The 20,241-nt window shown below is 26.6% G+C and carries 21 protein-coding genes; 17 read left to right on the top strand and 4 right to left on the bottom strand.

Annotated features, from left to right (window positions below):
* The first annotated feature begins 2 nt into the window (after window positions 1-2).
* From AVBRAN12642_RS04920 to AVBRAN12642_RS04840, 17 genes are all read left to right on the top strand, one after another.
* Window positions 3-1,130 (top strand): DegT/DnrJ/EryC1/StrS family aminotransferase, encoded by a 1,128-nt coding sequence (locus AVBRAN12642_RS04920; RefSeq protein ID WP_214117856.1) that lies wholly within the window; start codon window positions 3-5, stop codon window positions 1,128-1,130.
* Window positions 1,130-2,065, top strand: a complete 936-nt coding sequence (locus tag AVBRAN12642_RS04915; RefSeq protein ID WP_336608036.1) for a tetraacyldisaccharide 4'-kinase — start codon at window positions 1,130-1,132, stop codon at window positions 2,063-2,065. The genes AVBRAN12642_RS04920 and AVBRAN12642_RS04915 overlap by 1 nt, the downstream gene beginning before the upstream one ends.
* Entirely contained in the window at window positions 2,043-2,333 is a 291-nt protein-coding gene (cutA, locus tag AVBRAN12642_RS04910) for a divalent cation tolerance protein CutA (RefSeq protein ID WP_214120292.1), read from the top strand. Before AVBRAN12642_RS04915 ends, cutA begins: the two co-directional genes overlap by 23 nt.
* Window positions 2,333-3,709 (top strand): threonine synthase, encoded by a 1,377-nt coding sequence (gene thrC / locus AVBRAN12642_RS04905; RefSeq protein WP_214117853.1) that lies wholly within the window; start codon window positions 2,333-2,335, stop codon window positions 3,707-3,709. The genes cutA and thrC overlap by 1 nt, the downstream gene beginning before the upstream one ends.
* Window positions 3,706-4,416 (top strand): 3-deoxy-manno-octulosonate cytidylyltransferase, encoded by a 711-nt coding sequence (gene kdsB, locus AVBRAN12642_RS04900; protein ID WP_214120293.1) that lies wholly within the window; start codon window positions 3,706-3,708, stop codon window positions 4,414-4,416. The genes thrC and kdsB overlap by 4 nt, the downstream gene beginning before the upstream one ends.
* Window positions 4,406-5,965 (top strand): DNA recombination protein RmuC, encoded by a 1,560-nt coding sequence (rmuC, locus tag AVBRAN12642_RS04895; protein WP_214117851.1) that lies wholly within the window; start codon window positions 4,406-4,408, stop codon window positions 5,963-5,965. Before kdsB ends, rmuC begins: the two co-directional genes overlap by 11 nt.
* A 154-nt stretch (window positions 5,966-6,119) precedes the next feature.
* Window positions 6,120-6,278: a hypothetical protein gene (locus AVBRAN12642_RS04890; RefSeq protein WP_214117850.1), complete on the top strand. Its 159-nt coding sequence runs from the start codon at window positions 6,120-6,122 to the stop codon at window positions 6,276-6,278.
* Entirely contained in the window at window positions 6,275-6,931 is a 657-nt protein-coding gene (locus AVBRAN12642_RS04885; RefSeq protein ID WP_214120295.1) for an AzlC family ABC transporter permease, read from the top strand. The genes AVBRAN12642_RS04890 and AVBRAN12642_RS04885 overlap by 4 nt, the downstream gene beginning before the upstream one ends.
* Window positions 6,916-7,233, top strand: coding sequence for an AzlD domain-containing protein (locus tag AVBRAN12642_RS04880; protein ID WP_214117848.1), 318 nt, complete (start codon window positions 6,916-6,918; stop codon window positions 7,231-7,233). Before AVBRAN12642_RS04885 ends, AVBRAN12642_RS04880 begins: the two co-directional genes overlap by 16 nt.
* A 9-nt stretch (window positions 7,234-7,242) precedes the next feature.
* Complete coding sequence (locus tag AVBRAN12642_RS04875) at window positions 7,243-9,999, top strand: S8 family serine peptidase (RefSeq protein WP_336608035.1); 2,757 nt, start codon at window positions 7,243-7,245, stop codon at window positions 9,997-9,999.
* A complete protein-coding gene (locus tag AVBRAN12642_RS04870; RefSeq protein WP_336608034.1) occupies window positions 9,989-12,949 on the top strand; it encodes a S8 family serine peptidase in 2,961 nt (986 codons plus the stop codon). The genes AVBRAN12642_RS04875 and AVBRAN12642_RS04870 overlap by 11 nt, the downstream gene beginning before the upstream one ends.
* A 10-nt stretch (window positions 12,950-12,959) precedes the next feature.
* Complete coding sequence (locus tag AVBRAN12642_RS04865) at window positions 12,960-13,436, top strand: 3-isopropylmalate dehydratase small subunit (protein ID WP_214117845.1); 477 nt, start codon at window positions 12,960-12,962, stop codon at window positions 13,434-13,436.
* The gene (leuB, locus tag AVBRAN12642_RS04860; protein ID WP_336607318.1) at window positions 13,433-14,470 is read left to right on the top strand and encodes a 3-isopropylmalate dehydrogenase; all 1,038 of its coding nucleotides are present in this window, start codon (window positions 13,433-13,435) and stop codon (window positions 14,468-14,470) included. Before AVBRAN12642_RS04865 ends, leuB begins: the two co-directional genes overlap by 4 nt.
* Complete coding sequence (locus AVBRAN12642_RS04855; RefSeq protein WP_336608033.1) at window positions 14,470-14,712, top strand: hypothetical protein; 243 nt, start codon at window positions 14,470-14,472, stop codon at window positions 14,710-14,712. The genes leuB and AVBRAN12642_RS04855 overlap by 1 nt, the downstream gene beginning before the upstream one ends.
* Entirely contained in the window at window positions 14,709-15,077 is a 369-nt protein-coding gene (locus tag AVBRAN12642_RS04850) for a CiaD-like domain-containing protein (RefSeq protein ID WP_336608032.1), read from the top strand. The genes AVBRAN12642_RS04855 and AVBRAN12642_RS04850 overlap by 4 nt, the downstream gene beginning before the upstream one ends.
* Window positions 15,077-16,138, top strand: coding sequence for a CCA tRNA nucleotidyltransferase (locus AVBRAN12642_RS04845; RefSeq protein ID WP_336608031.1), 1,062 nt, complete (start codon window positions 15,077-15,079; stop codon window positions 16,136-16,138). The genes AVBRAN12642_RS04850 and AVBRAN12642_RS04845 overlap by 1 nt, the downstream gene beginning before the upstream one ends.
* Window positions 16,131-16,598, top strand: coding sequence for a tRNA (cytidine(34)-2'-O)-methyltransferase (locus tag AVBRAN12642_RS04840; RefSeq protein ID WP_214120496.1), 468 nt, complete (start codon window positions 16,131-16,133; stop codon window positions 16,596-16,598). Before AVBRAN12642_RS04845 ends, AVBRAN12642_RS04840 begins: the two co-directional genes overlap by 8 nt.
* A gap of 17 nt (window positions 16,599-16,615) precedes the next feature.
* On the opposite strand, the gene AVBRAN12642_RS04835 is transcribed toward AVBRAN12642_RS04840, so the two are convergent.
* Genes AVBRAN12642_RS04835 through AVBRAN12642_RS04820 form a run of 4 tightly spaced genes read right to left on the bottom strand, consistent with a single transcriptional unit; the run spans window position 16,616 to window position 19,984 of the window.
* Window positions 16,616-18,574, bottom strand: a complete 1,959-nt coding sequence (locus AVBRAN12642_RS04835; RefSeq protein ID WP_336608030.1) for a heavy metal translocating P-type ATPase — start codon at window positions 18,572-18,574, stop codon at window positions 16,616-16,618.
* Window positions 18,571-18,759, bottom strand: coding sequence for a heavy metal transport/detoxification protein (locus tag AVBRAN12642_RS04830; RefSeq protein WP_214120494.1), 189 nt, complete (start codon window positions 18,757-18,759; stop codon window positions 18,571-18,573). The genes AVBRAN12642_RS04835 and AVBRAN12642_RS04830 overlap by 4 nt, the downstream gene beginning before the upstream one ends.
* A gap of 10 nt (window positions 18,760-18,769) precedes the next feature.
* Window positions 18,770-19,552, bottom strand: a complete 783-nt coding sequence (locus tag AVBRAN12642_RS04825; protein WP_336608029.1) for an MBL fold metallo-hydrolase — start codon at window positions 19,550-19,552, stop codon at window positions 18,770-18,772.
* 54 nt (window positions 19,553-19,606) lie between these two features.
* Entirely contained in the window at window positions 19,607-19,984 is a 378-nt protein-coding gene (locus AVBRAN12642_RS04820) for a winged helix-turn-helix transcriptional regulator (RefSeq protein ID WP_239803535.1), read from the bottom strand.
* Window positions 19,985-20,241: the final 257 nt, after the last annotated feature.

Below are 20,241 nucleotides of genomic sequence, written 5' to 3'. Positions count from 1 at the left end.
ATATGAAAGAAATTTCTTGTTTTTTAAATGTAATTACAGAAGATGATAAAGAGTTTTTAATTAAATCATTAGATAATGATATAAATAGTATTAAATTATTAGAAGATAGTTTAAGTGAAATTTATAAAGGTTCTCGTATAGTTTTAACCAATAATCACACAGCAGCACACCATTTGGCTTTAAGTGCGATTGATTTAAAGCGTGGAGATAAGGTAATTTGCTCTGTAAATTCATTTCCAACAATTGCTCAAAGTATTAGATATTTTGATGCTGAACCTATTTTTGTAGATGTTGAGCTTGATAGTTTTAATATTGATATAAAGAGTTTAGAAGAAGCACTAATTAAACATAATCACAAGAAATTAAGAGCAGTTTTTGTAAATCATACCGCAGGACTTGCAGCAAAACTTGATGAAATTAGAGCTTTATGTGAAAAATACAATGTATCTGTAATAAATGATTGTGGTTTTGCACTTGGTATGGAGTATAAAGGCGAATTAGTAGGAACTAAGGATTTAATATCTTCTTTTGGGTTTAATGCTATGAGAAAAGACCCTGTGTTTGCAGGCGGATTTTTAGTAATTAATGATGAAAAAGTTTATGAAAGAGCAAAATTATTAAACTCAAATGGAATTTCATCAAATGCTTGGGGAGATGATGGCAATCTTGGATATTTTTATGATGTAACAGATATTGGACATGAGTATGAAATCACTAAAGTATGTGCGTCTTTAGCTTTATCTAAAGTAAAAAATTATAAATATTACTTAAAAAGAAGAAGAGAAATAGCAAATATTTATAATGAAGAGCTAAAAGGTTTAAAACATATTAAATTGCCTACAACAACCCCAGAACACACATTTTTAAGATATATCATAAAGGTTGATAAAAATAGAGATAATTTTGCTAAAAAACTAAAAGAAATGGGGATAAATACAGGAATTCATTTCATACCTTTAAATTTCTTAAGCTACTATAAACAAAAATATAATCTAAAAATCAATGATTTTCCAAATGCTTTAGCAAACTATGCTCAGATTTTATCAATACCAATTCACATAAATCTTAGCGATGAAGATGTAAAAAGAGTTTGTGATGCTATAAAAACTCTTGATTCAAGCTGGATTTAATGGGTTTTATTGATAGATATTTTTTTAATCCTAATTTATGGCAAAAGATTTTAATTTTCACTCTTTTGCCGTTTTCTTATATATATTCTTTTATTGCTAGTAAAAACTTTAAATCTACAAAGAAAAATGATTTTAAAATTCCAATAATTAGCGTAGGAAATATCAGTGTAGGCGGTAATGGTAAAACCCCATTTTGCAAGGCTTTAAGCGATATGCTTTATTCTATTTATAACGATGATATTTTTATTATTCTTCGTGGTTATAAACGCAAAAGCAAAGGTTTGCTTGTAGTAAAATTGCATAATCAAATTCTAAGCGATTATTTAAACGCAGGTGATGAAGCATTAGAACACGCTTTATTTACAAAAGCAAATGTAATTGTTAGTGAAGATAGAATTAAAGGTATTCAAAAAGCACTAGATTTAGGTGCAAAATGCGTTATTTTAGATGATGCTTTTTCTAAGACAAATATAAAAAAATTTGATATTTTATTAAACTCAAATATAAAATATAAATATAATTTTACCCTTCCAAGTGGAGCTTATAGACTTCCTAAAAGTTATGAAAAATTTGCAGATTTTAATGCTTATCAAGATTTACATTTTAAAAGGACTTCTTTTATTCAAGACATTAAAGAAGATATGATTTTAATATCAGCTATTGCAAAGCCTTTTAGATTATTGCAATATAAAGATTTAGTAAAAGCTTATTATTTCTATAACGACCATTCAAGCTTTAATAAAGAAGAGCTAATAAATCTTATGCAAAAGCACAATGCAAAATATATTTTGCTAACTAAAAAAGATTATGTAAAAATAAAAGATTTTAATTTAGAAACTATATTAATTGATGAAGAATTAATAATTTTTGATGAGTTAAAAACAGCTATATTTAATTATTTAAAGGAATTTAATGTATCTTATAAAGACAACTAGCAATGATTTAGAATTGCTTAAAAAAATTGCAAATAAAATAATCAAAAAAGAGCTTAGCAAGTGTATTCATATTGCTAAAATTACAAGTATTTATAAATGGGACGGAAAAATTATTAACGATGATGAGTTTAGTTTAGAAATAAAATCAAAAAATATAAAAAAGGTTTATAAAATAATCAAAAAACACCATAATTACGAATGTTTTGAGTTTGTGTATTATAAATTTAAAGCAAAAGATAAGTATTTAGAATTTTTAAAGGAGAAATAATGATATTTTATTCAAGTAGAGATGAAAACATTACAAGTGATTTTGCAAATGCACTTAAAAATCCACTCTCAAGCGATGGGGGATTGTTTTGCCCTAGTAAATTGCAAGTATTTAATAAAGATGAATTAAAAGGTTTGGGTTATAAAGAATTTGCTAAAAAGATTTTTTCAAGTTTGAGTGATGATTTGAGTAATTTTGAAAAGAGTTTAGATGAATATTTAGATTTTGATACTAAAGAGCCTTTTGTTATCAAAAAACTTGATAGTAAAACTGATATATGTGAATTATTTCACGGAAAAACTAGAGCTTTTAAGGACTTAGCATTAGCACCACTTGCAAGACTTATGGATAATGATAAGCATTTAATTATCTGTGCTACTAGCGGAGATACAGGCCCAGCAACTCTTAGTGCATTTAGTAAAAACAAAAGTTCAAAAGTAGTTTGTATTTTCCCAAAAGGAAAAACAAGTGCTGTTCAAGAGCGTCAAATGGCTAATGTAGATTATGGTAATTCTTTAGTTTTAGCAATTGATGGTAATTTTGATGATGCTCAAAGCACATTAAAAAATCTATTAAATGATAAGGAATTTAAAGAAATTGTAAAAAATCAAGGCTTAAATCTAAGTGCTGCAAATTCACTTAATTTTGGAAGAATTACTTATCAATTGCTATATCATTATTATCTTAGTCTTCAATACAAAAACCCAATAAATGTGATAATTCCTAGTGGGAATTTCGGTAATGCACTTGCTTGTTTTTATGCTAAGCAAATGGGTGCAAATATAGATAAAATCAAAATCGTAAGCAATGAAAATACAATTCTTTATGATTTCTTTACTACAGGTGAATATGATTTAAGAAATCGTGAGTTTAAATGCACTTATTCTCCTGCTATGGATATTTTAAAATCATCAAATCTTGAACGCTTAATGTATTATTTTTTCGGAGCTAGTAGAACTAAACAATTATATTTAAGTCTTGAAAGTGATAAATATTTTAAAATTACTAAAGATGAACTTGCTAGATTAAAAGAACATTTTATAGCTTATAAATGCAGTGATACCGAAACTTTAGAAAATATTAAAGCTTATAAAAATTATTTATTAGACCCACATACAGCAACAGCTATTAATGCTCTTGATGATAGTTTTAATGTGATTTGTTCTACTGCTGAATGGACTAAATTTACCCCTAGTATTCAAAAAGCTTTAGGTATATTTAAAGATGAATTAAGTGGCATTAAAGATTTGGCTAAAAAGTATAATTATAAGCTGAATGATAGTCTTTTAAATGCTTTAAATTCAACTAATTATTATGCAAAAGATATAAAAGTAGATGAGATTAAAAAAACAATAATAGAATGGATAAAACAATGATTATAATTCCTGCTAGACTTAAATCAAGTCGTTTTAGTGAAAAGATTTTAGTGCCAATCAAAGGCATTCCTATGTGTATTTACACAGCTTTAAATGCTAGTAAGGCTGATAGGGTTGTGATTGCCACTGATAGTTCTAAGGTATTAGAATTGGCAAAAGAATATAATTTAACAGCTATTTTGACAAAGCAAACTCACGAAAGTGGGACTGAAAGATTAGCTGAATGCGTTGATATTTTAGGTCTTAATGATGATGAATTAATTATAAATCTTCAAGCAGATGAGCCTTTATTTGAGCTTAGCAATTTAATTAAGTTTAAAGAATTTTGCAATGAATTTAAGAATGAATTTTTTATGGCGAGTTGCTATACTATAAAAGATACTCCAAGTGATGAAAATATGGTAAAAGTAGTCCTTGATACTAAGCAAAATGCTATATATTTTTCAAGAGCACCAATTCCTTATGATAGAGATAAAAAGGGTGTAAAATACAATCATCATTTAGGCATATATGCTTATACAGCTAAGTCTTTAAAAGAATTTATAACTCTTAAATCAAGCTTAGAACATATTGAAAAATTAGAGCAATTAAGAGCTATTGAAAATGGCAAAATCATTAAAATGTGCGAGATTAATACAAAGTCTTTTGGTATTGATACAAAGGCTGATTATGAAAGATTATTGCAGGTTTTAGAAAATGACAAATGAGCTAATTTTAGCCATTATTAGTATTGTATTTTTTATAGTTTGCATTATTTTTTATATTCGTTATATAAATATTTTTAAGAGTGAAAGCTCGCTTAAAAACGAGTTTTTATCTCTTGCTAAAGATAAAGAATATTTGAGTGTTTTGAGTGAGAATTTAAAACAAGAATTAAATAATTATAAAAATAATTTAGTGCAAATTGAAAATGAAAGAAATAATTTAAATATTCAAAACTCGGCTTTAAGCGAAAAAATAAGTAATCTTGAAAATGATTATAAAGAATTAAAAAACGAGAATAATTTTATAAATGCTGAAATAGCAAACAAGCGTAATCAAAATGAAATTCTAAATACAGAACTTTCAAGGCTAAATGAAGAGCTTAAAAATACTAAAGAGCAATTTGAAAAAGAGTGCGAAAACTTAAAAAATACAAAAGATATTTTAGATAATTTATCTTCTAAATACCATTTAGAAAATGCTAAAAACGAAGCTTTAAACGAAAAAGTAAAATTGTATGAAAACAATTTAAAATCTTTAGAAGAAAAATATGAAAATACTTTAAAAACCTTAGAAAATAACCTAAAAGAGCAAAATGAAAAAAGCTCAAAATTAATTTATGAAGAAAACACAAAAGTATTATTAAATAATTCAAATGAGCTTTTAAACAAGATTTTTAGCCCTTTAAAAGAGCAAATTAGCGAATATGAAAAAGCTTTATTAAAGCAAAATACAAGCATAGAAAATAATATAAAAACAATGTTTGAAACAAGTCAGAATTTAGGCAAAAAGGCTGATGAATTTGCTAATATTTTAAAAGGTGATAAAAAAGCTCGTGGGGATTTTGGAGAGATTATGCTTAAGCAGTGTTTATTATCTAGTGGGCTTATTGAGAACGAGCATTTTTTTATGCAAGAAAGCTTTAAAGATAGTGACAATAATACAAAAAGACCAGATGCGATTGTGTATTTTGAACCTAACAAATGCGTTATTATTGATTCTAAGTTCTCTTTACCAAGTAGTGATAATTTAGAAGTTTATAAAGATGAAATTGCAAATAATTTAAACGCTAGGATAAATGAACTTGCGAAAAAAGATTATGAATTAGCAGTTGATTTTGCAAATGAATATGTGATTTTATTTGTGCCTTATCAAAATATTTTAGATTTAGCCTTAGAAAGTGATTCGCAGATTTTTAAAAAAGCCGAAGCTAAAAAGATATTTTTAGTAAGTCCTACTACGCTTTTTATGGGACTTAAAATGATTTATTTTGGCTGGAAAAACTATGAAGTAAATCAAAATGCTTTAAAAGTCTTTAATGAATTTGGTAAATTTTATGATAAATACGCTAGTTTTTATGAAGATTATGAAAAATTAAAAAAACAATGTGAAAATGGTTTTTTAAAAATTGATACTCATTTATATGGTAAAGGTAGTATTAGTTCTCGTTTAGAAAATCTAAAAGCCTTAGGTATTAAAAACAAAAAAGAATTAAGCGAATTAGCAAAAGATTTAAAAGATAGTGAAATTACTAGATTGATTGATGAAAAATAATTAAAGTATTAATTATTTTTAAAAGTTTTATGAATTAAATAATAAATTATAAATCCTTTTAAAAGTTCTATTTTAAGGGGATTTTTTTAAAATTTTTGAATTGTTTTTTTAAAAAAATTTGTTATTATTTATAAGCATACATTTAGGAGAGAAAATGATTTTTTTAATACCATTAATTATATTTATAGGAATACTTTTTGGGATTGATTACATATATTTTCAAGATGATGATAATAATGTAAAACAAGAAAAAGTTATAAAAAAACAAGAAGTAAGCAATGTAGATGAATATATCAAAAAGTATACAAAATGATAAAACAAGCTTTAATTGATACTTTTGCCGTTGCTGTTGCTTATATAGTAATTGGTATTGCATTTGGCATTCTTGCTTATTCAAATTCTTTTAGTTTTTTTGAAGTTTTTGTGGCTGCTGTTTTTGTTTTTTCTGCATCATTGCAATTTTTATTATTATCTTTACTTAGCTCGGGTGCTAGTTTAGTAGAGATTTTAATAGCTTCAAGTTTGCTAAATCTTAGACATTTTTTCTATGTTTTAGGAGCTTTAAAATATTTTAGAGATTTAGGCTTTATAAAATACTATGCGATTTTTACTTTAACTGATGAGAGTTTTGCCTTACTTAGTGCAAAAGATTATGATAAAAAAACTGCCGTATTAATTCTAACTTTTAATCATTTTTATTGGATTTTTGGTTGTATTGTAGGGTATTTTATAGCAAGTTTTGCTAAGGCTGATTATAGTGCTTTAGGATTTTCTTTAAATGCTTTATTTATAGTTTTAGCTTACGAACTTTACATAAAACATAAAGAAAATAAAGTATTTTTCATAGCTTTAACTCTTGGGCTTATAGGTTTATTTTTCATAGATAAACAATATATGATGTTAAGTTGTATTTTTTCAGGAATTTTTATATTGATTTTAGGAAAGAAATTATGTCTTATACGATGAGTGCTTTATTAATTGCTGGTTTTAGTGCTGTTGTTTTAAAGGCTTTAGCTTATATATTTTTTGGGACAAAAAAACCAAATGAGCTTTTAATGTATCTTGAAAAACATATGCCACTTTTGATTATGGTTATCTTAGTTTGCTTTTTATATAAAGGATTAGATTATGAAAACCCACCTTATGCAAGTGATTATTTGGTGGCTGGGCTTGTTGCCTTAATCTCTCATATAATGTTTAAAAAAGGTTTTATTAGCATTATTTTAGCAACTTGTGTTTTTTATGTTTTACACGAAATTATTTTTTAGGAATTTACATTGAGATATAGTGTTTTATTACTTAGTTTATTGTTTTTGAGTGCTTGTGGTGGTGGCGGTGGTGCTGCTAGTGTAGAGCCAAATAATTCAAATAATCAAAGCACAATTAATAAAGATTATACAAATTATTTGCCTACTGCTAATTTTAATTTAGAAGATAGTTTATACAATAGTAGTTATTTAAAATTCACACCGCAAAATTCTTCATCAATCTATGTTACAAATATAGGCTTTAGCTCTAATTGGAATCAAGGTTTTTTAGGAACAGGAATAATCTTAGCTATCCTAGATACAGGGACAAGTGATTTAAGCAAATTAGCTTTTAATAATCATTATGAATATAAGGAAGTAGATAGAGCGCATTGGAAATCACTAGATTATAGATTAAAAAATACTAATTTTACTGCTAACACTTACAAAAGTTCTGTTTTGATTAATGAAAAAACAAACGCAAATGCAACTCATGGAATGCTAGTAATGAGTACTGCAAGTTATTTAGCAAAGGATATAAGGTTTGCTAATGTGCCTTTACCTTTACTTGATTCAGATGGAAATAAGTTAAGTTCAGGAGATGATGTAAATCTTGCTGCTACAATTGATTATTTATCAAATAGCGGGGTAAGGTTTTTTAACCGCTCATTTGCAAGAACAAAAACAATAGATACTAGTGAAGATAATATCGGGGTATTTTATCCAGCGATTATGCAAAATAATGCTCTTGTAGTTAGTTCAGCGGGAAATGAGGAAACAACAGGAGATTTTTCAGCTCATGCTTTACCTATTAATAGCCCACTTAGAAAAGGTTGGATAATTGCACTTGGTTATTATGATAAAAAACCAAATAAAGATTACAAAGATATTTATTATATTATGGATAATGGGGTTAGAAAATATGTATATTCTGCAGGAAATACTTGCAAAAAATACGGAATTGATGATTGTATAGCAGCTCCTTTTTTAATAAATAATAATGCAGGAACTAGCTTTAGTGCCCCAGCTATTTTAACTCTTGGTGCTTTAATTTATGAAAAATATCCTTGGATGAGTAATGATAATATTAAAGAGAGTATTTTTACAACGGCTTATAAGGTTTATGGAGCAAGTGAAAGCGAAGTTAAAGCTCATTTTGGAGAAGGCATTATAAATCCAGCAAAAGCAATGAATGGAGTTGCAAGTTTAAGGCATGATTTTAATGCTAATGTAGATATAGATAATTTATATGTATTCTCAAATGATATTAGTGGTAATGCAGGGCTTATTAAAGATGGGATTGGAACTCTTGCTTTAAGTGGAAAAAATACTTTTACAGGAGATATAAGTATTAAAAAAGGTGTTTTGTGGCTTAGTAATTCAAATAAAGCTAGTATCACTAATAATTCTATATTAAGAATGAGTAATGCTAGTGCTGCAAATTTAACCAATAATGGAATTTTAGTTAATGAAGGAATGGAAGTTAATAATCTAAAATTAGCTAATACAAGCGTAGTTTATACAAATATAGGCGAAAAATTTAATGTAATTAATAAAGCTATACTTAATGGGGATTTAAATGTAGTTGGGGTTAAATACGGCTATACTTTAAATAAAGAAAGAGAAAATATCTTAACAGCAGGAAGTATTGAAGGTGAGTTTAAAAATATAAAACCAAATTCTACATTTTTGAAATTAAGCGAACCTATATATGATAAAAATAATTTAAGTATTAAGGTAGATAAAATTGATGATTTAAATACTTTACCTGAATTAAATGCTTATGCTAAGAAAAATTACACAAGTTTATTTTCAAAATTTGATAGATTACTTTATGAAACAAAAAAGCCTGATTTACCATTGGATAAGGCAAATTATAAAGAAGTGAATTTAAATGGTAATTTAAGTGAAAATGAGTTTTTAAAATACAATATGATTGCAAATGCGATAATAAATACAACAAAAGATGAATTAGCATCTACTACGAAATTATTATTTGCAGAAGATATTTATACAAACTCAATTTTAAATATCGCAAGGATAAAATCACTAAATAAAATAAGTTTTGATAATTTTGGAGTAAGTTATAATTACAATAAAATTAGTGATTTAAAAGAAAGTTCAAGTGAATATAAAATAGCTAATAATTTTGATAATTTAGGTCTTGCTTTTGTTTATAATGACGCTAGGATTTATAATGATAATTTTAAAAACAATTCAAGAACTTTAGGCTTTTTAGCAGGTTATAAAATAGATTTAGATGATTATTATTCTAAGAATTTGATTTCGTATTTTGATATTAAAAATAATGCAAATAGATTTGATTTAAGCTCAAAATTTAAAAATAAAGCCTTTTTAATCTCAAGTGAATTAGGATTAAATAATAATATTAGTCCTTATTTTAGGTTAAATTATTTAAAGTATTTTCAAGATAGTTTTAGTGAAAATAGCGGTTTGTTAGCCTTGTCGTTTAATAAATTTAATAAAGACTTTTATTATGCTAATTTAGGGATTAATTCTAATTTTGCTTTTAAAAAGCTAAATCTTAAAACTTATGCTGATTTAGAATATAATTTCAATAAAGATTATTATTTTTTAGCTAAATATGATTTTTCTGATGAATTAAAAATATCAAATGGCTTTTATAAACAATATTTATTTAATTTAGGTATTAATTTATCTTATCGTTTAAATAGTAAAATTAATTTTAATTTTGATTATAATAATTCATTTGCTAAGAATTATTTTGCAAATAAATTTAATTTAGGATTTTTATATGAATTTTAAACTATCATTAATTGCTTCTATATTTTTATTAAGTGCTTGTGGCGGTGGTGGAGCTAATACTCAAACTCCTAATATAAAATCTTCACAAGATACTTCTATTTCAAGACCACATAAACCTACAGCTAAAGTATCAACTAATGAGAATTTTCAAAACATAGTTGAAAATGCCAAAATAACTTCGGATTATTCTAATTTGCCTGTAATTAATACACCTAAAAAAACCAATATAGCCACTAAGTTAAACACTAAAACTGATACTGCTACTATTAGTGTTTTTGCTAAGCTTTATGATACAAATTTAGCTACTTTTCAGAGTGCAAATAATCCATCAAACTATTCAAACAAAGAAGTTTCAAGGTCAAATAACAATCAAACTAGCTATGGATTTAGTTCTAATTGGAATCAAGGCTTTTTAGGAAAAGGAATAATTATTGGGGTAAATGATTCGGGGACTGATGATTTAAAAAATGTCTTAGTAAATAAGTATTTTGATTATAAAAAGACAAATCACACTAAATGGAATTCATTGGCAAATAGGATAGATGATGATAATTTTATAAGTAAAAACTATTCAAATTCTATTTTAAAAGATAGTAATAATAGCCCTATTTTACACGGCAAAAATGTAATGAATACTGCAAATACAATTGCAAGTGAGATTAAATTTGCAAATATAGTAAATCCAATAAATGACAATGAAAAGGGCGATAATATTAATTTAGCCGCTACAATTGATGCTTTATCAAATAGTGGAGTTAGGTTTTTTAATCAATCTTATGAATATAGTAATTTAGATTATTCAAGTCCAAATACAGGCATATTTTATACAGCAATTATGAAAAATAATGCTTTAGTTTTTAATGCAGCAGGTAATATTACTGATAATATTAATAAGCCTTTTACAACCCACGCAATCCCACTTGATAGTCCTTTAAGAAAAGGTTGGGTAATTGTTTTAGGATATAAAACAGATACTGCAAGAGCAGATGAATATGGTAAGCATTTTTACATACAAGATAATGATGGAGCAATTAAAGAAGTTTTTCATCACGGAAATACTTGCAAGAAAAATGGTTGGGATGATTGTATTTCAGCTCCTTTTGAGATAAATGGAATTGAAGGCACAAGTTATAGCACCCCAATAACTGCTAGTGTGGCGGCTTTAATTTATGAAAAATACCCTTGGATGAGTAATGATAATATTAAAGAGAGTTTATTTACAACCGCATTTAAGGTTACAAGCACTACAAATAATGCTGATGATATTAAGGCTCGTTTTGGGGTAGGGATTTTAAATCCTACTCGTGCTATGAATGGGGTTGCTGAGTTTAGAAAAGACTTTTATGCTAATGTGGATTTAGATAATTTATATGTATTTTCAAATAATATTAAAGGTGATTTTGGTCTTATTAAAGATGGAATTGGGACTTTAGTATTAAGTGGGGATAATACTTTTAAAGGTAATAGCGAGATTAAAAACGGCACATTGTGGCTAACTGGCAAGAAAAATCAAGCACATTTTACAAATACAAATGGTGTTTTAAGAGTAAGCAATACAACTGCAAGTGGTATTACAAATAATAGTGTTTTAATAAACGAAGGTTTAACTTTAGGTAGCCTTGAATTAGGTTCAAATAGCAAGATTTATTCTAATTTAGGCGAGAGTTTTAGAGTTTTAGGTAATGCTAAATTAGACGGGGAATTTAATTTAGTAGGTGTTAAATCAGGTGCAAATATAACTCAAGGTCAAAATGTAGATATTCTAACGGCAAGAAGCATTGAAAATAGATTTAAATCGGTGCAATCATTAGTAACTTTTTTAGAAATTAATGAGCCAACTTATACTAATAATAAAGTAAGCGTTATGGTTAAAAGAATTGATTTGAATAAAATTAATAATTTAAATGATTTTGCAAGCAAAAATTATCAATTATTGTTTAATCAACTTGATAATTATTTAGAATACGAAGTTGGTAAAAGAGATAAAACAAGCGATGATTTAGCTTATAATAATATTAATTTAGATGGGTATTTAAGTGAAGCTGAATACAATTTAAGAAGAGCTGATTTGTTTTATGCTAGTATTTTAAATACCACTCAAGACGAATTAGCAAAAAATACAAATAAGCTTTTTGCTAATGATTTATACGATAATAGTTTAATGAATATTGCAAAGGTTAAAAGTATTCAAGCAAATGATTTAAAAGATGATTTTAATATAGAACAAAGCTATAAATATAATAAAATTAATTCTTTAAAAGAAAGCTCGAATGAGACTTTAATTAGCAATGCTTTAATAAAAGATGATTTTAAATTCGCTTTAGGTTTTGTTTATAATAATTCAAATATTTATAATGATGATTTTAAAAACAATGCAAGAACTCTTGGCTTAATTGCTAATGCGAATTTTAATTTAGATGATTTTTATATCAATAATAAATTAAGTTATATTAATACTTTAAATAAGACAGAAAGATTTGGCAATTATGCGAAATTTTATGATAATTCTTTAGCATATACTTTAAAATTTGCTTATAAATTGAATGATTTTTATCCTTTTGTCGCTTTAAATGGTATTTTTTATAAACAAAATTCTTTTAATGAATTAGGCAATGATTTTAGCGTAAGTGTTAATAACTTTAAAAAGTTTTTTACTTATTCAAATATAGGACTTGAGTATAAGAAAAATTTAAATTATTTAAACTTGTTAGCTAGTGTTGATTTAGAATATAATTTTTACAAACATTATTTATTAAAGGCAAAAAATATAAGCTATCAAAATAGCATTGATATTAGTAATGGTTTTTCAAAAAAACTATTAACTAATATTAATTTAGGTTTAGGTTATTCTTTTAACGATAGGCTTAATCTTGGGATAAATTATAAGTTAAATTATGCTAAAGATTATTTTGCTAATAAGTTTATGTTGGGTATTAATTATAATTTTTAAAGGAGCTTTAATGAGAGTTTTTAAGTTTGGCGATAATATAGATACAGATTTAATCATAGCCGCAAGATATTTAAATACAAGTGATGAAAAAGTATTGGCTAGTTATGTTATGGAAGATGCTAGGCCTGGATTTTTTAAAGAAATTAAAGAAAATGATTGCATAGTTGCAGGAGAGAATTTTGGCTGTGGTTCTAGTCGTGAGCACGCACCAATTGCTATTAAAGCTGCAAATATTAAATGTGTAATCGCAAAAACTTATGCGAGAATTTTTTATAGAAACGCATACAATACTGGACTTTTAATATTAGAGTGCAACGATACTGATAAAATTGCAGAAAATGATGAATTAGATATAGATATTACAAACGGAATTATTAAAAATATCACAAAAAACGAAAGCTATAAAATAAATCCAATCCCTGTATTTATGCAAGAATTATTAAATGCGGGTGGTTTGATTGAATACGCTAGTAAGGTTGCAAAATGAATAAAATTTGTGTAATTAAAGGCGATGGAATAGGCCCTGAAATAATTAATGAAGCTATAAGAGTTTTAAAAGTAGTTCGCCCTGATTTAGAATATACTGAATGTTTAATGGGTGGGGCTGCGATTGATGAGGTTGGAGTTCCTTTACCACAAGAAACTATTGATGTAGCATTAAATTCTAATGCAGTTTTATTTGGTGCAATTGGTGGAGAAAAATGGGATAAGCTAGAACGCCATTTAAGGCCTGAGAGTGGATTATTAGCACTTAGAAAAGCTTTAGGAGTATTTGCAAATCTTCGTCCTGCTTTTGTATATGATGGACTTGAAGAGCTTAGCACTATTAAAGCTAGTGTTGTAAAAGGCGTTGATTTACTTGTAGTAAGAGAATTAACGGGTGGAATTTATTTTGGACAACCTAGAGAAAAATTAGAAGATAGAGCTTATAATACAATGGTTTATACTCGTGATGAGATAATTAGAATTGCAAAAATTGGTTTTGAAAGTGCAATGAAACGCCGCAAAAAATTATGTATGGTAGATAAGGCTAATGTGCTTGAAACTTCAGCTTTATGGAGAGAAGTTTGTGATGAATTAGCTGTAAATTATCCTGAAGTTGAATTAAGCTATATGTATGTAGATAATGCTGCTATGCAACTTATTAAAAATCCAAAGCAATTTGATGTGATTTTAACGGAGAATTTATTCGGAGATATTTTAAGCGATGAAGCTAGTATGGTAGTTGGCTCAATCGGACTACTTGCAAGTGCTAGTATAGGTGGAAAAGTTGGACTTTATGAGCCAATTCATGGAAGCGCTCCTGATATTGCTGGTCAAGGCATAGCAAATCCAATTGCTACAATTTTGAGTGCTGCTATGATGTTAAGATTTGCATTAAACGATGAAGTATCAGCATCAAAAATAGAAAACGCAGTAAAAAGAGTAATAAGCGAAGGCTATGGATGTGCTGATTTAGCTAATGCAAAAATTAAACTTAATACCCAAGAAATGGGCGAATTAGTAGCGAAGTATTGCTAATGCATACTATAACAGAAGCAAAGATTTATGAAGAACAAGGGCTAAGAGAAGAAGCCCTTGAAATATATAAAAATATTTTAAAGCGTGATAAAAACAATCAAGCAGCTAAAGAAGGCATTTATAGATTAAGTGGTGCTAAGGTTCATAAACTTGAGCTTAATTTATTAATGTATGATTTTTTTATGAATGCTAAAAGCGAACAAGAATATAATGAGTTTAAAAGGTGGCTAATAAATATATGAATAATGAAGAATTATCACAAATGATTGATAGATTATCTCAAGTAGCAGCAGATGAGATTAAAAAAGAATATGAAAAAACTGAAGAAGAGCAAATAAATGAAGTAAAAGCAGTAAATGAAATCAGTAGCGAAGAAGAGATAATAGCTAAGATTGAAGATATTCAAAGAGCTAAAGAAACTACTAGCACAGCTATGCTATCAACTTATGAAAAGCAATATTTATTGAAAATTAAAGAAAGAATTTTGGTTCTTTTTGAAGCTTTAAATACCAAGCAAAATGAAGAAGATTTACAAAAAAGATTAGAAATAACAATATCTTTTATTGAATTTTTACTAGCAAGTATTGAAGAGCGTTTAAAAAATTAATGCTTCCTTGGGATGATGAGACTTTTTTAACAATACAATCAATTTTATCAAAATACACAAAAAGAGCTTATTTTGTGGGTGGTTGTGTTAGAGATATTTATCTAAGTAATAATACAAATGATTATGATATAGAGATTTATGATGTAAGTCCTAGTAAAATGGAGCAGATTGCTAAAGAATTAAACGCTTTAGGTGTAGGTAAAAGTTTTTTTGTCTATAAAAAAGCAAATTACGATTTAGCACTTGCAAGAATAGAGAAAAAAACAGGCGATTTACATACGGATTTTCGTGTAAAAGTTGAAAAAAGCATATACAAAGGCTCGCTTAGAAGAGATTTTCGTATGAATACAATAATGATTAATATTTTTACACAAGAAATAATAGACTTACATAAAGGCATTCAAGATTGTAAAAAAAAGCTAATTAGAATAGTGAATTATTCTACATTCAAAGAAGATTCGCTAAGGCTTTTAAGATTTATTCAATTTATTGCTAGATTTAAGCTAAAGACTAAGAAAAAGGATTTAAGGTATCTAAAAAAAATTGATATTTCAAACCTTAGCAAGGATAGAATTTATAATGAATTAATAAAATTATTTGAAGCAAAATACCCTGAAATTGGGCTTTATTATTTGTATAAGCTAAATTTATTTGAAAAATGTTTTGGTTTTAGTGTTAGCAAATATGAATTTTTTGCTGTTTTAAAAAAGATTAAAGATAATAAGAATTTGGTTTGTAAGGAAAAAAGATTTGCTTTAATGTTTTTTTATTTTATTGATTATTTTAATATATATTATCAATTTATGCCTTATAAAAAAATGCTTTTCTTTTTAACAAAAGAGCCAAATTTTAATGATTTAAATGACTATAATTTATGCAAAATTGCTATTAAAATGCCGCTTAGAGAGTGGCTTGGGCTAAATAAGGATATTGTAAAACGAGCTAAAGAATTAGGAATTTATAATGACAAAATAAAAGTCATATATGAGAATATTAGCTCAAAAGAAGAAGCGCTAATATGTGAAGAAAAAGCCATTAAGGAGTATATGAAAAATGTTTAATATAGTTTTAGTTGAGCCAAGAATTGCAGGAAATGTAGGGACAATAGGTAGAATGTGCTATAACTTAGGTTTTAAATTGCATCTTGTTGGACCTCATTTTTTGGACTTTTCAAGTAAAAAGATTATGCACGCAGGTCTTGATTATTGGGATAAACTTGAGCCGATTTTTTGGGATAATGCAAAGGATTTTTTAGCTAATAATGATATTACTAAAATGAAATTCGCTAGCACAAAATCAAAAAATCCTTATTTTAACGCTAATTTTAGCGAAGGAGATTTCATAGTGTTTGGAAGCGAGAGTTTTGGTTTGCCACAGCCTGAAATTAAAGAGATTTTAAGTAATGAAAATACCTTTTTAATACCTATGAAAAGTTATGGCAGGTCGCTTAATCTAGCTCAAAGCGTTGCGTTTTTAAGCTCGGAAGCCTTAAGGCAGAATTTTAAAAATTTTAGTATTTAGTATTTATCTAGTTACTACTAACTAGATAAATTATTTTTTCTAAACAAAAGCAAAGAATTAAATACCACAACAAGCGATGAAATACTCATAAGCATAGCACAAAGTGCAGGATTTAAATGCAAATTAATCTCGCTAAAAACCCCACAAGCTAGAGCAATTCCTATGAAATTATAAAAAAACGATATGAATAAATTTTGCTTAATCTTACTATAAGCTTTATCAAAAATCTCAAAAAGTTTTATGATTTTAATCAAATCATTTTTTAGCAATATCGCATCGGCTTTATTTTTAGCAATTGCATTTGCATTGCTAAATGATATACCAAAATTAGCCGTTCTTAATGCCTTAATATCATTAGCCCCGTCCCCAATAAATACGCTTTTTGCGTTTAAATTCTTTATTATCGCAGCTTTATTTTCAGGTGTAACTCTAAAATAATATTCGCTAATTTCTAGTTTGTTTGCTAGATTTTCTACTCTTTCTTTACTATCTCCGCTAATTATTATTATTCTTTTATTGAGTGATTTTAAAAAGCTAATTAATTCTTTTGCATTTTCATTAATTTCGTTTTCTAGAGTAATTTTGCCTAGATATAAATCATTTTTATAACATAAAAACTCATTTTCGCAAGGTTTTATTTCTACTTTTAAATTCTCATCAGTATAAATTAAAGAATTATCCTTTAAAGCACAAGTTCCATTTAAATCTAAAAAATCAGTAAAATTATTCGTAATACTCTTAGCTATTGGGTGATTTTGAGTATTTTCAATACTTGCAATTAGCCTAAAATCAGCTTCACTTAAATCGTGCGATATTTTTTGCACTGAATTTGTAAGTGTGCCTGTTTTATCAAAAACAAAGCATTCTATATCTTTTATTGAGTTAATTAGCTCTGGATTTTTTAAAATTATTCCTTCTTTAAAGCATAAATTAATGCAAATTACTATTACCATAGGAATTGCAAGTCCTAAGGCACATGGACACGAGATTAACAACACACTACTAACATAAAAAAACACTTTAGAAGAATCTATAAAATACCAAGCAAGTCCTGTAATACTAGCGATTATACAAATTATTAATACAAAATATTTGCTAATCTTATCAACTAATTTAAAGGCTTTTAAATCCTTATTATTAGCTTTCATTGCTTCATCTTTAAGCTTTTCAAGTGAGCTTTCATAATAAGTGCTAGTTGCTTTTATCTTTAATAATTCGCCCTTATTAATGCTACCTGCATAGACTAATTCTCCTATTTTTTTGCTTAGACTAAAACTTTCTCCACTAATAACGCTCTCATCAATTAAGGCTTCATTTAGACATATTCCATCTACTAAGATTTCTTCGCCGTTTTTAATAAGTAGCTCATCATCTTTATTTATTTGATTTGCTTTTATTATTTTATTGTTTGCTAGGGTTATTGTAGGGATTTTACTTGGTGTGATTAAAGAATTTGCTTTAGCTTTTGCTTTATTTTCAATAAATTTTCCAAGCCTAATCACAAAGCAGACAAAAGTGCTTTCAAAAAAGAAATGATGATGAATACTAAAAAATGAATAAAAATAATTAATGCTAATTCCAAGCACTACAAGTAAATCCATTCCATAGCTTTTATGAAATATTACTCTTTTATAAAAATCAAGCGAAAGTAAAATAGCCAAACTTGCAAAAACACAAGAGAATAAAAAGCTAAAATCAATAAAAGTTAAAACACTAAAAATCGCTAAAAAAATTAGCCTAATGCCTTCGTAAGTTTTTTTTGCATTTATTTTTTCTAAGCTTACTTCAAAGCCTAGTTTTTTGATAGCAAAAATTAGCTTTTCACTATCAAAATCATCATTTACACTAAATTCTCCAAATTTATTGATAAAATCAACCCTTGCATCTATTACGCCTAATTTTAAGGCTTCTTGTTTGATTGAATTAGCACAATTTACACAATGCATTCCATTAATAAAAAGCCTTATATTTTTCATACTAATTTACCTAATCTAAATCCTAATTCTAAAAGCTCATCTTCAAATTCTTCTTTATTCGCATTTATAAAAATATATTTTAAATCATCACTAAAATTAATTGTTCCAAAATCTTCTTCTAAAGCATTTTTTATCTTATTTACACAATGATTGCAATTTACATTAAAAATCTCATATTTTTTCATTTTATCTCCTTTAAAAAATGTAGCTTTCCCCATCATCTGGGATTAAAACTCTATCGCTTAAATTATTCTTATTTACAAATTCTTTTAAAGCTTTTCTAGTTAAAATACAATGATTAATAGCTTCTAAATGAACGGCTATTATCTTGCTAGTTGATATTTTAGCAATATTTTTAATATCGTTTTCATTCATAATAATACTATCATCAAATCCTAAAACCATAGCATTTCCAGCATTTACAATAACAATATCATAATTTTGTTTTAAAGTATTTTCAACATCTTTTGTTAAAACACTATCTCCTATTAAATAAACACTTTTGCAATCTTTTGCACTAAAAATAACTCCCATAGTATCACCTAAAAGCCTTGCTAATTCTTCGTTTTTATATATTTCTTCGCTTCCGTGTTTTGCTTTAGTTTTTGTTAGTTTTACTCCTTGAAATTCTAAAGTATCGCTTAAAATCTCAAGATTTTTAAATCCTAAATCTTTAAAATAATTATAATCTTGATTATCTTGAACGAAAACTTTAATATTTTTATCTAATTTTTTACAGGTATATTCATCTATATGGTCTAAATGATTATGAGTAATTATTACAGCATTTACATCATTTATAATTTCTTCAAAACTAAATGGCAAATCCACTAAAGGATTTCTTAAATGTGAATTATAAGTATTTGCAAAACCTTCATAAGTGCCTTTTGGTGCCAACATAGGGTCTATTAAAAAACACACATTATTTATAGTGATTTTTACACAAGCACTTCTAATTAATTGAACTTTTGTATTCATAAAATCTCCTTAAATTAAAGGATAGATATTATCTTTTTTAAAAATAATTGTAAATTACTTACTTTTTCGTATGTATGATAAGCTTTTTTCATTTAAAGCATTAAATAATTTCTTTTCTTTTAAAACTTCAATGCCTATTTCTTGAAAAATAATAATAGCTTTTAACATTTGCTTTCCACGATTTGTTAAAAAATATTCTACTTTTAGTGGATAGCCATCATAAGTTATTTTATCTACTAAGCCATTTTCTCTTAATTGATTTAGGTGTTCAAGAAGCATTTTTTGACTAATTCCAATTATATCTTTTTGTAATTTTGATAAAGAAGAATTACCTAAACTTAATTGAAAAATGATTATGCTTTTCCATTTTCCATTTATCATATTTGCAGCTATTTGCAAAGGACAGGTTACATTATTCATATTTATTTGCATAAAAACTCCTTTATACTTACAAATTCGTAAGTAATTTACATTTATTTAAATATGAATTATAATCATAAAAATTAAAAAGGATTAAAGTTATCCTAAAACTCAATTTAAAGGAAAAACAATGACTTGCACCTATCAAAACTTAATTCATAAACCAATAAAACAACATTCAAACAATCATTCTTGCAATCACTCACACCATAATCATTCACACCATAATTCTAATCATTCCCACGAAGACCACAACCATTCTCATTCTT

This window comes from Campylobacter sp. RM12642 (assembly GCF_020137635.1).
Classification (GTDB): Bacteria; Campylobacterota; Campylobacteria; order Campylobacterales; family Campylobacteraceae; genus Campylobacter_E.
Note: the sequence above shows the minus strand (reverse complement) of the source record. Positions and strands in the feature narration are given on the sequence as shown.

Coding starts and splice junctions, on each gene's coding strand:
- AVBRAN12642_RS04920 (WP_214117856.1), top strand. CDS start 3: ATGAAAGAAATTTCTTGTTTTTTAAATGTAATTACAGAAGATGATAAA.
- AVBRAN12642_RS04915 (WP_336608036.1), top strand. CDS start 1,130: ATGGGTTTTATTGATAGATATTTTTTTAATCCTAATTTATGGCAAAAG.
- cutA (WP_214120292.1), top strand. CDS start 2,043: ATGTATCTTATAAAGACAACTAGCAATGATTTAGAATTGCTTAAAAAA.
- thrC (WP_214117853.1), top strand. CDS start 2,333: ATGATATTTTATTCAAGTAGAGATGAAAACATTACAAGTGATTTTGCA.
- kdsB (WP_214120293.1), top strand. CDS start 3,706: ATGATTATAATTCCTGCTAGACTTAAATCAAGTCGTTTTAGTGAAAAG.
- rmuC (WP_214117851.1), top strand. CDS start 4,406: ATGACAAATGAGCTAATTTTAGCCATTATTAGTATTGTATTTTTTATA.
- AVBRAN12642_RS04890 (WP_214117850.1), top strand. CDS start 6,120: ATGATTTTTTTAATACCATTAATTATATTTATAGGAATACTTTTTGGG.
- AVBRAN12642_RS04885 (WP_214120295.1), top strand. CDS start 6,275: ATGATAAAACAAGCTTTAATTGATACTTTTGCCGTTGCTGTTGCTTAT.
- AVBRAN12642_RS04880 (WP_214117848.1), top strand. CDS start 6,916: ATGTCTTATACGATGAGTGCTTTATTAATTGCTGGTTTTAGTGCTGTT.
- AVBRAN12642_RS04870 (WP_336608034.1), top strand. CDS start 9,989: ATGAATTTTAAACTATCATTAATTGCTTCTATATTTTTATTAAGTGCT.
- AVBRAN12642_RS04865 (WP_214117845.1), top strand. CDS start 12,960: ATGAGAGTTTTTAAGTTTGGCGATAATATAGATACAGATTTAATCATA.
- leuB (WP_336607318.1), top strand. CDS start 13,433: ATGAATAAAATTTGTGTAATTAAAGGCGATGGAATAGGCCCTGAAATA.
- AVBRAN12642_RS04855 (WP_336608033.1), top strand. CDS start 14,470: ATGCATACTATAACAGAAGCAAAGATTTATGAAGAACAAGGGCTAAGA.
- AVBRAN12642_RS04850 (WP_336608032.1), top strand. CDS start 14,709: ATGAATAATGAAGAATTATCACAAATGATTGATAGATTATCTCAAGTA.
- AVBRAN12642_RS04845 (WP_336608031.1), top strand. CDS start 15,077: ATGCTTCCTTGGGATGATGAGACTTTTTTAACAATACAATCAATTTTA.
- AVBRAN12642_RS04840 (WP_214120496.1), top strand. CDS start 16,131: ATGTTTAATATAGTTTTAGTTGAGCCAAGAATTGCAGGAAATGTAGGG.
- AVBRAN12642_RS04835 (WP_336608030.1), bottom strand. CDS start 18,574: ATGAAAAATATAAGGCTTTTTATTAATGGAATGCATTGTGTAAATTGT.
- AVBRAN12642_RS04830 (WP_214120494.1), bottom strand. CDS start 18,759: ATGAAAAAATATGAGATTTTTAATGTAAATTGCAATCATTGTGTAAAT.
- AVBRAN12642_RS04825 (WP_336608029.1), bottom strand. CDS start 19,552: ATGAATACAAAAGTTCAATTAATTAGAAGTGCTTGTGTAAAAATCACT.
- AVBRAN12642_RS04820 (WP_239803535.1), bottom strand. CDS start 19,984: ATGCAAATAAATATGAATAATGTAACCTGTCCTTTGCAAATAGCTGCA.